Below are 13,271 nucleotides of genomic sequence, written 5' to 3' on the forward strand. Positions count from 1 at the left end.
TGCGCAGGACCACCATGACAGCTTCACGCAAGCGCCCGTTGCTACCGTGGCGCGCGTGGAATGGAAACGACTGCTTGGCGGCTGCCGTGAGGCGGTGCGCACGATCGACCTGCCGTTGCTGGTCGCGTTGTTGATCCTGATGGGCGCGGGCCTGGCGGTGCTGCACAGCGTGTCCGGGCCAGTGACCGGGCAGGCGGCGCGCTTTGCCGGTGGCCTGGTGGCGATGTGGCTGCTGTCGCGTGTTTCGCTGCTGCGCCTGCGCGCGTGGACACCGGCGTTGTATGCGCTGTCGATGCTGCCGCTGATGGCGGTGTATGTGATCGGCACCGGCAAGTACGGGCAGCGCTGGCTCAACCTGGGCGTCTTCTACCTGCAGCCGTCGGAGCTGCTCAAGCTCAGCCTGCCGTTGATGATGGCCTGGTACCTGCACCGGCAGCCGTTGCCGCCCTCGCCACGCACGGTGCTGACGGCCGCAGTGTTGATCGGCGTTCCTGCCGTGCTGATCCTGATGCAGCCGAACCTCGGCACCGCCACCTTGGTCACTGCCAGCGGGGTGTTCGCGTTGCTGCTGGCCGGCCTGCACTGGGGCTGGGTGGCAACGGGCGCGGCGGGGCTGGCGGTGGCCGCACCGCTGGCGTGGTTCGGGCTGTTGCGGCAGTACCAGAAGGATCGCGTACTGACCTTCCTCGACCCGGCGGCAGATCCGCTCGGCACCGGCTGGAACATCCTGCAGTCACGCATCGCGATCGGTTCCGGTGGCTGGCAGGGGCGTGGCTGGGGGCAGGGCACGCAGGCCACGCTGGATTTCCTGCCCGAGTACACCACCGACTTCGCGTTCTCGGTGCTGGCCGAGGAATTCGGCTGGATCGGTGTGGCGACGCTGTTCGCGCTGTACCTGTTCGTGGTCGGACGCTGCCTGTGGATCGCAGTGCACGCACGCGACACGCATGCAAGGTTGCTGGCCGGCAGCCTGGGGTTGGCGTTCTTCGTCTATGTACTGGTCAATGGTGGAATGATTTCCGGCCTGCTGCCGGTGGTGGGCATCCCCATGCCGTTGATCAGCTATGGCGGGACATCGGCGGTCTCGTTGCTGGCCGGCATCGGACTGGTGATGGCGGTGCGTGGGCACCGGCCCGTGCACGGGGGATAGGGTTTCCAGCCAACGGCGCAGCCCCTCGTGGATGACCGCGCAAAGCAGTTCATGGGTGGGGCCGGGTAGATGGGCCGCGCAGGGGACGCTGCAAGTACATCCATGTAGCTCGGTCGCCGCATCCATGCGGCTCACGCCCCTGCGCAGCCCATCTACCCGGCCACGGACAGGTTCCGTGCGCGTCTCCCACGGAAAAGAAAAAGAAGATCAAAAGCAAAGGCGGCCTGGCGGGTCGCTTCATTGCCTTGTGTAGAGCCGAAGGCAGCGGCAGGAGCCACTGCCAACGTCGCCCATGGCGACGGTCCGAAGGGTGCCGGTCAGGACGACCGGCATAGCCATGCTCGGCTCACGAGCAAGCGCAGCGTCGCGATCCGCTTTTGATCTCCTTTTTCTTCTCCGTGGGTGGCACACCTCCGAAATCTGTCAGAGGCCGGTCGGGTTGGGTACGCGGGGGTGTCAGCCGCATGGATGCGGCTGCCAAGCCTTATCTGATGGAAATCTGGCAGCGTAGGTGCCGAGAGCCGGCGTGGGCCGCCGTGTAAGCCTGGATCTCGACGATCGCCTTGGAGCTTGGCGCCCACGCCGGAATCTCCCTTGATCCGCCCGAACAGTTGCTGGAGCTGACACTCGCAGTGATAAGACTGGGCAAGCGGGGGAGCTCTCGACCCTTCCAGACTATACGGAGTCCGGTGATGAACGGGATCGGGATTGATGTCAGCAAGCGCCAACTGGATGTCGGCACGACGGACGGAGAGACCCTGCAGGTCTGCAATAACCGCTCCGGCTTTTCTGAATTGGATGTTTGGCTGAAGAAGCGTCCGGTCAGCCAGATCGTGCTGGAAGCCACCGGCGGCTACGAACGACCGGTGCTGGATTTTCTGCACGCAGTGGGCCATCCGGTGGTCCGCGCCAATGCCCTGCGGGCCCGCAGGCTGGCTCAGGGGATGGGGCAGATGGCCAAGACCGACCGGTTGGATGCCTATGCATTGGCGCAGATGGCGGCCTTGGTGAAACTTCCGGCCTACCAACCGCTGGAGCCTTGGCAGCAGAAAATGCGGGAATTCGTGCGGGCACGTCGACAGGCGATGCACGCGCTGACCATCGCGCGGCAGCAGCTGGAAATGGTCGGTGATCGTGAATTGCGCCGGCTACTGCAGGCCAACATCACCCGCTTGCAGACGCTGGTTGAACGTCTGGGAAAGCAAATTGCCGAGCAGGTTACCCAGCAGCCTCAACTGGCTGTCCTGAAGTCGATGAAGGGCGTTGGCCCTGGCCTGCAGGCGGTATTGGCAAGCTATCTTCCCGAGTTGGGAAAGATCAGCGGCAAGGTCATCGCCAGCCTCGTCGGTGTGGCTCCGATGTCCCACGACAGCGGAACCATGCGAGGGAAACGCAGCATCCATGGCGGCAGAGCCGAGATCCGCCAGGTGCTCTACATGGCCAGCATGTCGGCCATGCGGCATGAACCTCAACTGCGCGATTTCTACCAGTCGCTGCGAGCCCGAGGCAAAGAAGGAAAAGTAGCCATCGTGGCGGTGATGCGGAAGATGCTGGTGATCCTCAACGCCCGGGTGCGCGACGCTGAAAACGGGTTGGTCCCAGCCTAAGGCCAGGCAGGGCGCAAGACCAAAGGCTGCCGGCCAGCGGCCGGCACTACCGTGCCCGTCTCATGGAGGGGCCAAGCTCCTCCATCAACACAGTTGCTCCAGGGACGGATTCACGGCGTCCCCCGCGTACCCAACCCGACCGGCCCACCCGCGGCTTCTCCTTTCCGCGACCACCCAGACACCACCCACGAGGGGCTGCGCCGTTGGCTGGAAACTTCCTGACTCTGCGCAACGCCCGTTGTGGAAGCGTTCTCACAACGATGCACGGCAGCACACCCGCTGACCAAAGTCCGGAAAAAACGTTAGATGGTTCACACTTTTACAGCGCGTTGATCCTGATCAATGGACTTGTCGTAATCGGCCTGCACAATGGCGGCCCGTTCGGCACGGCGCGCCGTCAATCGTTGCAGCGCGAGGGGGCGTCGGGCGGGAGCAGTACTGATCCAACGGATACAGGGAGCGCGGGGTACTGCCACTGGGGAGCGGCAGCCGCGCGGGTATCGACCGGATCCGGTTGCCGGTTGCGTCTGCGGGGATGGGGACGCAACCGGCCACCTCTATCTGAATGGGGAAGCGCGATCACGACGCCTTCACATTTCCCGCTGAACGCGGGCAAATCGTTGTGATTCATGGTGTTAGGGGTTTTAATTCATCCATGACCTGCTAACCTGCGACGATGATTCGACGCACTCTGGCCTGCATGCTCACCCTCGGCCTGGTCGCCTGCGCGACCCAGCCGAAGTCCCCACCGTCTTCGCCCCAGGCCAGCAGCACGCCGCGCCAACCCGCCGCCAAGGCCCATGGCCCGGCCGAGGCCGCGCCCGAAGCCACCGCTGCCACCGCGCCGCCGGTCGATCTCACCCCGGTGCCGTTCGAGGTCGCACGGGCCCGCTTCATTGCCGATACCGCCAATCGCTATGGTCTGAAGCCGGAGCAGATCAGCAGCGTGCTCGACCAGGCGCAGGTGCGCCAGCCGATCATCGCCGCGATGTCGCGCCCGGCCGAACGGGTCAAGCCGTGGAACGAATACCGGCCGATGTTCATCAGCAAGGCCCGCATCGATGGCGGCCGCGCGTTCCTGGCCCAGCATCGCGCCGAGCTGGATCGCGTGCAGCAGCGCACCGGTGTGCCCGCTGAAGTGATCGTGGCGATCATCGGCGTGGAAACCAGCTACGGCAAGAATGCCGGCAGCCATCGCGTGCTCGATGCACTGTACACGCTGGCGTTCTATTACCCGCGCAGCGGCGACCCGGCCAAGCTGGAACGCGAAGTACGCCGCGAGCTGTTCTTCCGCGATGAGCTGGCCAAGCTGTTCGAGCTGGGCCGCGAAGAAAACCTGGACATCACCACGCTCAAGGGCAGCTATGCCGGTGCGATGGGCATGGGCCAGTTCATGCCGTCCAGCTATCTGGATTACGCAGTGGACGGCAACGGCGACGGCCGTCGCGACCTGTTCACCAGCTACGACGACGTGTTCTCGTCCATCGCCAACTACTTCGTGAAGAAGGGCGGCTGGGTGCGGGGTGGCCAGGTGGCCGTGCCGGCCACGCTGGCGCCGGGCCGCGAGGAGTTCAATCCGACCGAATGGATGCCGACCTGGTCGATGGCCGACCTGGCGCAGCGCGGCTACCAGCCGAGCGCGCCGGTACAGCCGGGCGCCACCGCCACCCCGATCACGCTTGAAGGCAGCACCGGCAAGCAGTACTGGCTGGGCTTCCAGAACTACTACGCGATCACCCGCTACAACCTCTCGAAGATGTACGCGATGGCCGTGTTCCAGTTGTCCCAGGCCATTGCCGGACAGGAGCTGCCCCCGGCATGAACATCAGATGGCTGGTCCCAGGCTTGATCGTCCTCGCGCTGGCTGCCTGCAGCAGCGCGCCGAAGAAGCCGGCCACGGCCGGCCATGGTGGCAAGTCCGGCGGCACCCTGGTGCAGGGGCGTGGCTCGCGCCCGGCACACTGCCCGGAAGGCTCGCCCTACGCGGCGGCCAAGGAAGACCTGAGCACCCGCGGCAACTACACCGCCGGTGGCCTGTACAAGCCGGGCGTGCGCGACAGCACGCCGGATTACATTCCCAACGTGGCCTGCATTCCCGAGCCGGAAGTGACCGCCGAGGAGCGCTCGGCGATCGGCAACAAGTCGCCGTACGTGGTGCTGGGCAAGTCGTACAAGGTGCTCGACGATACCCATGACTATGTCGAGCGCGGCACCGCGTCGTACTACGGTGCCAAGTTCCATGGCCGCCTGACCTCCAACCGCGAGGTCTACGACATGTACCAGTTCACCGCCGCGCACAAGACGCTGCCGCTGCCCAGCTTCGCCCGCGTGACCAACCTCGACAACGGCGAGTCGGTGATCGTGCGCGTCAACGATCGTGGCCCGTTCCACGATGGGCGCGTGGTCGATCTCAGTTATGCCGCCGCGGTGCGCCTGGGCATCACCCAGCGCGGCACCGGAAATGTCGAGGTGCGCGCGCTGCAGCCGGGCGAGGGCAACCTGCTGGCGCAAAAGCCCTCGCGCCGCGAACGTCGTGCTGCCGAAGCGGCCGCAACCACCGCCGTGGCCAGCGCGCGCCCGACGCCGGCTGCACGCGCCACAGCCGACAGCGACATCGATCGCCTGGTCAAGCGCCTGCCGGGCGACAGCATGCCTGCGCGTGGCCAGCCGGCCACCACCCAGGGCGTGGCCAGCACCGTGCCGGATGTGGCGGTCAGCAGCCTGCCGCCGAGCGCGCCGCCGGTGCGCAGCACGGTGCCCGCTCCGGCTGTCGTGGCCAGCACGACTCCGCGCGCGGTGGCACCGGCACCGGTGCGCAGTGCATCGACCACGCCGGCCGCACCCAGCCTGTCGCAGCAGGTGGTGGGCGCGGTGATGGTGCAGGTCGCCAGCTTCTCCAGCCGCGACAATGCCAACCGCGCGATGGGCCAGCTCAACGCCGCCGGCATCGTCGGCGCGACCATCAGTGACATCGCTGCCGGTGGCCGCACCCTGTTCCGCCTGCGCGTTCCCGCCAGCGACCATGCCAGTGCTGCGGAACTTGCCGGCCGCATCGCCGGTCTGGGCCTGGGTTCGCCGCAGATCGTCAAGGATTGATCCGCCCGGGCCGGTGCTGCCGGCCCATGCTCCCCCGGCCTTACAATGGCCGTTACGTTCCACCCTCCATTCCCGGCCGTCCCCTGGAGCCTGCTGTCCAATGAATTTCCGTTCCGCCGCCACCGCCCTGGCCGCCACCCTGGTGGTGGGCCTGGCTTCCGCCCAGACGCCGCTGCCGACCCCGGCCACGCCGACGCCTGCCGCCGCTGCCGCCCCGGCCACTGTTGCCACTCCGCCGGCGCCCGCGCCCAGCGTGTCCAAGGCCTGGGTGCTGATGGATTACGCCACCGGCCAGGTGCTGGCCGGTGAAAACATCCACGAACAGCTGGCTCCGGCCAGCATCACCAAGGTGATGACGTCCTACGTGATCGCCGCCGAGGTGAAGAACGGCAAGGTCCGTGCGGATGACCAGGTGATGATGAGCGAGCGCGCCTGGCGCGAAGGTGGCGCCGGTACCGATGGCAGCTACAGCGGCTTCCCGGTCAACCAGACCGCGCGCCTGGAAGACATGGAGAAAGGCATGGCGATCCAGTCCGGCAACGACGCCGCGATCGCCCTGGCCGAACACGTGGCTGGCAGCGAGGAAGCCTTTGCTTCGCTGATGAACAGCTATGCCGCCAAGATCGGCATGAAGAATTCGCACTTCGTGAACGCCCATGGCCTGACCGCTCCGGGCCACCATAGCAGCGCCTACGATCTGGCACTGCTGGGCCGCGCGATGGTGCGCGATTACCCGGAAACCTACGCGTACAACAAGATCAAGGAATTCCAGGTCGGCAACATCAAGCAGCCGAACCGCAACCTGCTGCTGTGGCGCGATGGCAGCGTGGACGGCATCAAGACCGGTCACACCTCGGAAGCCGGTTACTGCCTGATGAGCTCGGCCCAGCGTGGTGACCAGCGTCTGGTGGCCGTGGTGCTGGGCGGCCAGTCGGAAAAGCAGCGTGCCGATGACAGCCTGGCGCTGTTGAACTGGGGCTTCCGCTTCTTCGAGACCCACCGCCTGTACGAACCGGGCAAGGCCGTAGCCGAGCACAAGGTCTGGAAGGGCACCACCGACAAGGTGCAGCTGGGCGTGGCGCAGCCGATGCTGGTGAGCGTGCCGCGCGGCCGCTACAACGACCTGAAGCCGAGCATCGATGTGCCCAAGACCCTGGAAGCACCGTTCACCGCCGGCCAGCAGATCGGCACCGTGAAGGTGATGCTGGATGGCAAGCTGGTGGCTGAAGCGCCGCTGGTGGCGGTGGCTGCTGTTGAACAGGCCGGCTTCTTCAAGCGCCTGTGGGACAGCTTCTGGATGTGGTGGGAATCGGAATGATCCACGCCCCGGCGTGGTGAAGGAAAAGGCCGGCGAATGCCGGCCTTTTCGTTCTGTAGAGTCGGGCCATGCTCGACTGTCGTTGCCATCAACCGGCGTGCCGACCAACGGTCGGCACCTACCTACAGCGACCGGCTGATGGTGAAGCTGCCGAACACCGGTGCTTCGCGCTGGCCGTTGAACTCGCGCGTGCTGTGGTAACGCGCCGCAGCGAACTTCCAGCGTCCGTACATCACGGCCACGCCGTAGCCGCCGTAAGCCACCACATGGCGCTTGTCCACGCTGTGACTGTTGCGGAACGTGTTGCCGTCCAGCGTGATGTCGCGGATCACCCAGGCAGCGTCCGAGGTCGCGAACAGGTGCCAGGACCAGCCATTGGGACGGCCACCGCGGGTCGGCGCCGTGTTCTCGCCGGCCGGGCGCAACGGCGTGCTGCCGAAGTCGTCCGGCAGCTTCCAGCCGAAGCGCACTTCACCGCCGAGGTTGGCCTTGGTTTCCAGGTTGCCGATCGATCCACCGTAGTGGCTGATGGCGTCCCAACCCCAGCCGTCGGCATTGACGCTGGCATCGCCCGGCCAGCGACGCATGCGCTCGTGGGTCAGCATGAACAGCGGCTCGTTGTGCAACTGGTTGTCCCAGCCCTTGAATTTCTCGTCGCCCAGCACGTCGTGCACGGCGTTCTGCACCTGCTTGCCCTGTGCCCACGGGCCGACCACGCCCAGCGTCAGCTGGGTGGTCTGCAGGCGGTCGCCGCTGCGCGCATTGAAACCGAAGTTTGCGATCAGTACGCCAGCGTAAGGGCGGTCGTCCTCGATCAGGTCCCTGCGGCTGAAATCGGTCGGGGTGAAGATACCCTGGCCGATGCTGAAGATCATGTTCTGCTGTTCGAACTTGCCCGGGTGCAGCCCTTCCAGGTACTGGTTCACCCAGCGCGCCATGCGCGGCAGGCAGGGGTCGTCGGTGTAATCGACCAGATTGGGCGAGACCAGGGTCAACAGTGCACCGTTGGTGTAGCCCTGGTCCTGGTGGCGGCCGCCGAACAGGTCATTGTCGACGCGGAAATTGACCTGCGGCGGGTGGTCGCGCATTGCGTCCGGACCACATTGTTCGGCCGCCTGGGCGGCAAGGGGGAGGGCAGCAGCCAGCAGGCCTGACAGCCCGAGGGCTGCAAGGCGGCGTTGGGAAGGGGGGCTCATGTGAGAAGTTGTTTCTGTCTGTCGTTATATGCTGCGACACGGTACTCGCGCGAACGTGATGGAACGAGCGCGTTCGGATCACTTGTCTGTTCCGAAAACGACATTGTCTCGTGAAGACAATCCTGCCCTGTCCTGCGGTGCGCCACGGGGCCCGGGGCAATGCTGAACGGCCGTTCAGCTGCAACGCAGCGACTCACCGGTGCACTGTTTGACGTTGATGAATACTCTTGGGTTTGTTGCCCTGCGGCCCGATAATGGGGGGCATGGAAATCAAGTCCGACAACCCCGACCACGGCTTCCAGTTCCCCGGCCAGTTCGAGCTCAGTGCCATGGGCCCGGCCAACCGCGGCCTGGAACATGAGCTCCCCCGCCTGCTGCTGGCTGCCGGCATCGATGTCGTCAATGAACGCATCAGCTGGAAGCATTCCTCCAACGGCAAGTACGTGTCCGTCCGCATCGTGTTCAAGGCCGAGAGCCGCGAACAGTACGACCTGGCGCACCAGGCGCTGCGCGACCACCCGGAAGTGAAGTGGACGCTGTAGCCGACAGCTGCCCGGCCGAAGCCGCCCCGGAAGACCGCGCGCCGCGTCCGGCGCTGGTCCGCGACCTCGGCCGCCAGGCGTACGAGCCGGTGTGGCGCGCCATGCAGCGCTTCACCGACCAGCGCAGCGAGGCCGACGCCGATGAGCTGTGGGTGGTCGAGCACGACCCGGTATTCACCTTGGGCCAGGCCGGCAAGGACGAGCACGTGCTGGCGCCGGGCGAGATTCCGGTGCTGCACGTGGACCGCGGTGGCCAGGTGACCTATCACGGCCCCGGCCAGCTGGTGGTCTATCCGCTGCTGCGCCTGCCACGGCTGGGCATCGGTGTGCGCGACTACGTATGCCGCATCGAGCAGGCCATCATCGATACCCTGGCCGAGTGGAACATCGGTGCCGAACGCCGCGAGGGCGCCCCGGGCGTCTACGTCGGTGGCGCCAAGATCGCCGCGCTCGGCATCCGCGTGCGCCGCGGCTGTACCTTCCATGGCCTGGCCTTCAACGTGGCCATGGACCTGGAACCTTTCCACCGTATCAACCCCTGTGGCTATCAGGGGTTGCAGGTGACCTCGGTAGTAGACTTGGGCGGGCCCTCCGGGATGGAGGCCGTCAAGCCGGTGCTGCTGGACCACCTGGCCCGCCAGTTCGGCCTGCTGCTGCAGCCCACGCCCGAACTGCCTGATCTTTCTGCGGCCGCCTGACCGCCCCCCGGAACTGCCATGACTGAAACCACCGCCCGTTCCATTCCCCTGCAGATCGTGCAGGGCGACTCTCCGTCCGCCGCGCCGTTGCAGGCCGGGGTCAAGCAGCTGGGCGGTGACAAGATCAACCGCTCGCCGGTGCAGTTCGCCGACGCGCCGGTGCTGCGCAAGCCGTCCTGGATCCGCGTGCGCATTCCTTCGGGCAATGCCGTGCAGAACCTGAAGGCCAAGCTGCGCGAGAACCGCCTGGTGACGGTGTGCGAGGAAGCCAGCTGCCCGAACATCCACGAGTGCTTCGGCCACGGCACCGCCACCTTCATGATCCTTGGTGAAGTCTGCACGCGCCGCTGCTCGTTCTGCGACGTGGCCCACGGCCGCCCGAAGCCGCCGGATGCCAACGAGCCGGCCAGCCTCGGCCAGACCGTGGCTGACATGGGCCTGAAGTACGTGGTGGTGACCAGCGTCGACCGTGATGACCTGCGTGACGGCGGTGCCCAGCACTTCGTCGACTGCATCACCGCCATCCGCGAAAAGTCGCCGGGTACCCGCATCGAAGTGCTGACCCCGGACTTCCGCGGCAAGGGCCGCATGGAACGTGCGCTGGAGATCCTGGCGCAGAACCCGCCGGATGTGTTCAACCACAACATCGAGACCGTACCTGACCTGTACCGCAACGTGCGCCCGGGTGCGGACTACCAGTGGTCGCTGAACCTGCTGAAGAACTTCAAGGCGCAGCACCCGGACGTGCCGACCAAGAGCGGCATCATGCTGGGCCTGGGCGAAGACTTCGAACAGATCAAGGCCACCATGCGTGACCTGCGCGCGCACGACGTGGACATGATCACCATCGGCCAGTACCTGCAGCCGACCGCGCACCACCACCCCGTGCTGAAGTACTGGACGCCCGAGGACTACAAGGCGCTAGAAGTCTACGGCTACGAGCTGGGCTTCAGCCACGTGGCCTCCGGCCCGATGGTGCGCTCGTCGTACCACGCCGACGTCCAGGCCAAGGGCGCAGGGGTTTCCTGACACCCTCCCGGTGGGTGGGAGCTGCTCCTCCTGTGGGTGCGGACCGTTGGTCCGCACACCTCTGCCTGCCGTAGAGCCGAGCCCATGCTCGGCTGCTTGCTGCCGGCCAGCCGAGCATGGGCTCGGCTCTACATGCATTCACAATTTGCTACACCGGCCCCGCTAGGCTGGTTTTCCACCGAGCGCGGCCGGGTGACAAACCCGGCAACTTTCGGCACTGTCGTGGTGTCTGAACACCACGCAGTCTCCCCCTTGGCAAGGCGCCTTCGAGCACGTCAATGAAATTCAAAGCCCCCGCATTCCTGATGGCCCTGGCGCTGGTTGCGCCGCTGGCGCTGGCGGCCAAGGCCGACTCGCCGGCATTGCCCGCCGCGGCAACCGCCGATCAGGTGACCACCTCCAAGCTGGTGTACGGCCTGTTGTCCGACAGCCGTTACGCCTACCGCCCGCGCGCGCTGGACGAGGCCACCTCCAAGGACGTGTTCAAGCGCTACCTGGAGACGCTGGACGGCGGCAAGCAGTACTTCACCCAGGCCGACGTGGCGCGCTTCGCGCCGTTCGAAGCCAACATCTCCTCGGCCATCCGTGGCGGCGAGCTGGAGCCGGCGTTCCAGGTGTTCGCGGTCTACAAGCAGCGCGTCGGCGAACGTGTGGCCTATGCGCGCAAGCTGCTCAAGCAGGAACCGGACTTCACCACCGACGAGCGCTTCGAATACGACCGCAAGAAGGTGCCGTGGGCGGCCAGCAGCGCCGAACTGGATGAGCTGTGGCGCAAGTCGGTGAAGAACGACTGGCTGCGCCTGAAGCTGGCCGGCAAGAAGCCGGACGACATCCGCAAGACGCTGGACAAGCGCTACGCGACGCTGGAGAAGTCGGTCAATGAACTGAAGGGCGAAGACGTCTTCCAGTTCTTCATGAATTCGTACACCAGCGCGGTCGATCCGCACACCGATTACTTCACCCCGCGCACCGCCGAGAACTTCAACCAGGCGATGTCGCTGTCGCTGGAAGGCATCGGTGCGCAGCTGCAGCGCCAGGACGACGTAGTGGTAATCCGCGAGATCATCGCCGGTGGTCCGGCTGCGGTGGACGGCACGCTGAAGCCGGGTGACCGTATCGTCGGCGTCGGCCAGGGCAAGTCCGGCCTGGTCGAGGACGTGATCGGCTGGCGCATCGACGATGTCGTGGCCAAGATCCGTGGCGCCAAGGACACCCAGGTCAAGCTGGAATTCATTCCGGCCGCTGAAGGTGCCGACGGCAAGCACCATACCCTGGTGCTGACCCGCCAGAAGGTGCGCCTGGCCGAACAGGCTGCCAAGGGCGAGACCATGACCATTCCGGCCGCCAACGGCGAGCCGGCACGCAAGGTCGGCGTGATCAAGCTGCCGACCTTCTACCAGGACTTCGAAGGCCGTCGCCGCAATGCGGCCGATTACGCTTCGGCCACCCGCGACGTGGCCAAGCTGCTGGCCGGCTTCAAGAACGACAAGCTGGATGGCGTGGTGCTGGATCTGCGCAACAACGGCGGTGGTTCGCTGGACGAAGCCATTGAACTGACCGGCCTGTTCATCGAGCAGGGCCCGGTGGTGCAGGTGCGCGAGTCCGGTGGCCGCGTCACCGTCAACAGCGACCGCAACCAGGGCGTGGCATGGGATGGCCCGCTGGCGGTGCTGATCAACCGCGGTTCGGCCTCGGCCTCGGAGATCTTCGCCGGTGCCATCCAGGATTACGGCCGTGGCCTTGTGATCGGTGAGACCAGCTTCGGCAAGGGCACGGTGCAGAACATCGTCGACCTCGACCGTTGGCCGAGTGGTGAGACCCAGCGCTTCGGTCAGGTCAAGCTGACCATCGCCCAGTTCTTCCGCATCAGCGGCAGCAGCACCCAGCACAAGGGTGTGGTGCCGGACCTGGCCTTCCCGGCCAGCGTCGATGCCACCGAGTTCGGCGAGAGCACCTACGACAACGCGCTGCCGTGGACCCGCATCGCTGCCGTGCCGCACACCCAGTACGGCAACTTCGCGCCGCTGCTGCCGAAGCTGGAAACCCGCCATGACGCGCGCATTGCCGCCGACAAGGAATTCCAGTGGTGGAACGAGGACGTGCAGCAGTTCCGCACCGAGGCCGCGAAGAAGTACATCTCGCTCAACGAGGCCACCCGCCGCGCCGAGCGTGAGCGCCAGGACACCCAGCGCAAGGAGCGCCAGGCGATGCGCAAGGAACTGGGCCTGGCCCTGGACCCGCTGGCCGATGACAGCAACGACGACGGCCTGACGGGCAACGAGCGCGACATCGTCAAGGATGCCGCACGCGAGAAGGCTGCCGAGAAGCGTCCTGACCCGCTGCTGCGCGAGTCGGCCTCGATCCTGGCCGATGCGGTGAACCTGCTGGCCAGCGACCGCCCGCTGTCGGCGCAGGTGCTGCCGCAGTCCACCGGCGCCGGTCGCTGGGCGGACTGAGCCGGAGGCGGCATGTGAGATGCCCGAGGGGCCGGCATTGCCGGCCCTTCTGCTTGAAATGGGGACGGAGGGGATCAAGTCGCTTGTGCCACATGCCACAAACGACTTAATCCCCTCCGTCCCTTTTTTGTGCATGAACAGGCAGCAACGGGGTGGGGCGGTCATGCCGGTTTCGACCC

Annotated in this window: 10 protein-coding genes; 9 read left to right on the forward strand and 1 reads right to left on the reverse strand. The window is 66.0% G+C overall.

Annotation, left to right across the window (positions count from 1 at the left end; translation table 11 throughout):
* The first annotated feature begins 139 nt into the window (after positions 1–139).
* From rodA to RI032_RS11870, 5 genes are all read left to right on the forward strand, one after another.
* Positions 140–1,150, forward strand: a complete 1,011-nt coding sequence (gene rodA, locus RI032_RS11850; protein ID WP_425603860.1) for a rod shape-determining protein RodA — start codon at positions 140–142, stop codon at positions 1,148–1,150.
* A 692-nt stretch (positions 1,151–1,842) separates the two neighbouring features.
* Positions 1,843–2,757 carry an IS110 family RNA-guided transposase gene (locus tag RI032_RS11855; RefSeq protein ID WP_053443532.1) on the forward strand — a complete coding sequence of 305 codons (915 nt, stop codon included), beginning with the start codon at positions 1,843–1,845 and terminating at the stop codon, positions 2,755–2,757.
* A gap of 676 nt (positions 2,758–3,433) precedes the next feature.
* Positions 3,434–4,579, forward strand: a complete 1,146-nt coding sequence (mltB, locus tag RI032_RS11860; RefSeq protein WP_322547036.1) for a lytic murein transglycosylase B — start codon at positions 3,434–3,436, stop codon at positions 4,577–4,579.
* Positions 4,576–5,853 (forward strand): septal ring lytic transglycosylase RlpA family protein, encoded by a 1,278-nt coding sequence (locus tag RI032_RS11865; protein ID WP_197618184.1) that lies wholly within the window; start codon positions 4,576–4,578, stop codon positions 5,851–5,853. The genes mltB and RI032_RS11865 overlap by 4 nt, the downstream gene beginning before the upstream one ends.
* A gap of 100 nt (positions 5,854–5,953) precedes the next feature.
* Positions 5,954–7,171 (forward strand): D-alanyl-D-alanine carboxypeptidase family protein, encoded by a 1,218-nt coding sequence (locus tag RI032_RS11870; RefSeq protein ID WP_010480982.1) that lies wholly within the window; start codon positions 5,954–5,956, stop codon positions 7,169–7,171.
* 122 nt (positions 7,172–7,293) lie between these two features.
* On the opposite strand, the gene RI032_RS11875 is transcribed toward RI032_RS11870, so the two are convergent.
* A complete protein-coding gene (locus RI032_RS11875) occupies positions 7,294–8,367 on the reverse strand; it encodes a lipid A deacylase LpxR family protein (RefSeq protein WP_029379720.1) in 1,074 nt (357 codons plus the stop codon).
* A 263-nt stretch (positions 8,368–8,630) separates the two neighbouring features.
* On the opposite strand from RI032_RS11875, the gene RI032_RS11880 reads away from it, so the two are divergent.
* The 4 genes from RI032_RS11880 (at position 8,631) to RI032_RS11895 (ending at position 13,092) form a co-directional block, all read left to right on the forward strand.
* Positions 8,631–8,909, forward strand: a complete 279-nt coding sequence (locus RI032_RS11880; protein ID WP_005411067.1) for a YbeD family protein — start codon at positions 8,631–8,633, stop codon at positions 8,907–8,909.
* Positions 8,897–9,607 carry a lipoyl(octanoyl) transferase LipB gene (gene lipB, locus RI032_RS11885; RefSeq protein ID WP_032130311.1) on the forward strand — a complete coding sequence of 237 codons (711 nt, stop codon included), beginning with the start codon at positions 8,897–8,899 and terminating at the stop codon, positions 9,605–9,607. The genes RI032_RS11880 and lipB overlap by 13 nt, the downstream gene beginning before the upstream one ends.
* A gap of 18 nt (positions 9,608–9,625) precedes the next feature.
* On the forward strand, positions 9,626–10,636 hold the full coding sequence (gene lipA / locus RI032_RS11890) for a lipoyl synthase (protein WP_057504306.1): 1,011 nt from the start codon (positions 9,626–9,628) through the stop codon (positions 10,634–10,636).
* A gap of 278 nt (positions 10,637–10,914) precedes the next feature.
* Complete coding sequence (locus RI032_RS11895) at positions 10,915–13,092, forward strand: carboxy terminal-processing peptidase (protein WP_010480977.1); 2,178 nt, start codon at positions 10,915–10,917, stop codon at positions 13,090–13,092.
* Positions 13,093–13,271 lie beyond the last annotated feature (179 nt).

This window comes from Stenotrophomonas geniculata, assembly GCF_034508895.1.
Lineage (GTDB): Bacteria > Pseudomonadota > Gammaproteobacteria > Xanthomonadales > Xanthomonadaceae > Stenotrophomonas > Stenotrophomonas geniculata.

Coding starts and splice junctions, on each gene's coding strand:
- rodA (WP_425603860.1), top strand. CDS start 140: ATGGGCGCGGGCCTGGCGGTGCTGCACAGCGTGTCCGGGCCAGTGACC.
- RI032_RS11855 (WP_053443532.1), top strand. CDS start 1,843: ATGAACGGGATCGGGATTGATGTCAGCAAGCGCCAACTGGATGTCGGC.
- mltB (WP_322547036.1), top strand. CDS start 3,434: ATGATTCGACGCACTCTGGCCTGCATGCTCACCCTCGGCCTGGTCGCC.
- RI032_RS11865 (WP_197618184.1), top strand. CDS start 4,576: ATGAACATCAGATGGCTGGTCCCAGGCTTGATCGTCCTCGCGCTGGCT.
- RI032_RS11870 (WP_010480982.1), top strand. CDS start 5,954: ATGAATTTCCGTTCCGCCGCCACCGCCCTGGCCGCCACCCTGGTGGTG.
- RI032_RS11875 (WP_029379720.1), bottom strand. CDS start 8,367: ATGAGCCCCCCTTCCCAACGCCGCCTTGCAGCCCTCGGGCTGTCAGGC.
- RI032_RS11880 (WP_005411067.1), top strand. CDS start 8,631: ATGGAAATCAAGTCCGACAACCCCGACCACGGCTTCCAGTTCCCCGGC.
- lipA (WP_057504306.1), top strand. CDS start 9,626: ATGACTGAAACCACCGCCCGTTCCATTCCCCTGCAGATCGTGCAGGGC.
- RI032_RS11895 (WP_010480977.1), top strand. CDS start 10,915: ATGAAATTCAAAGCCCCCGCATTCCTGATGGCCCTGGCGCTGGTTGCG.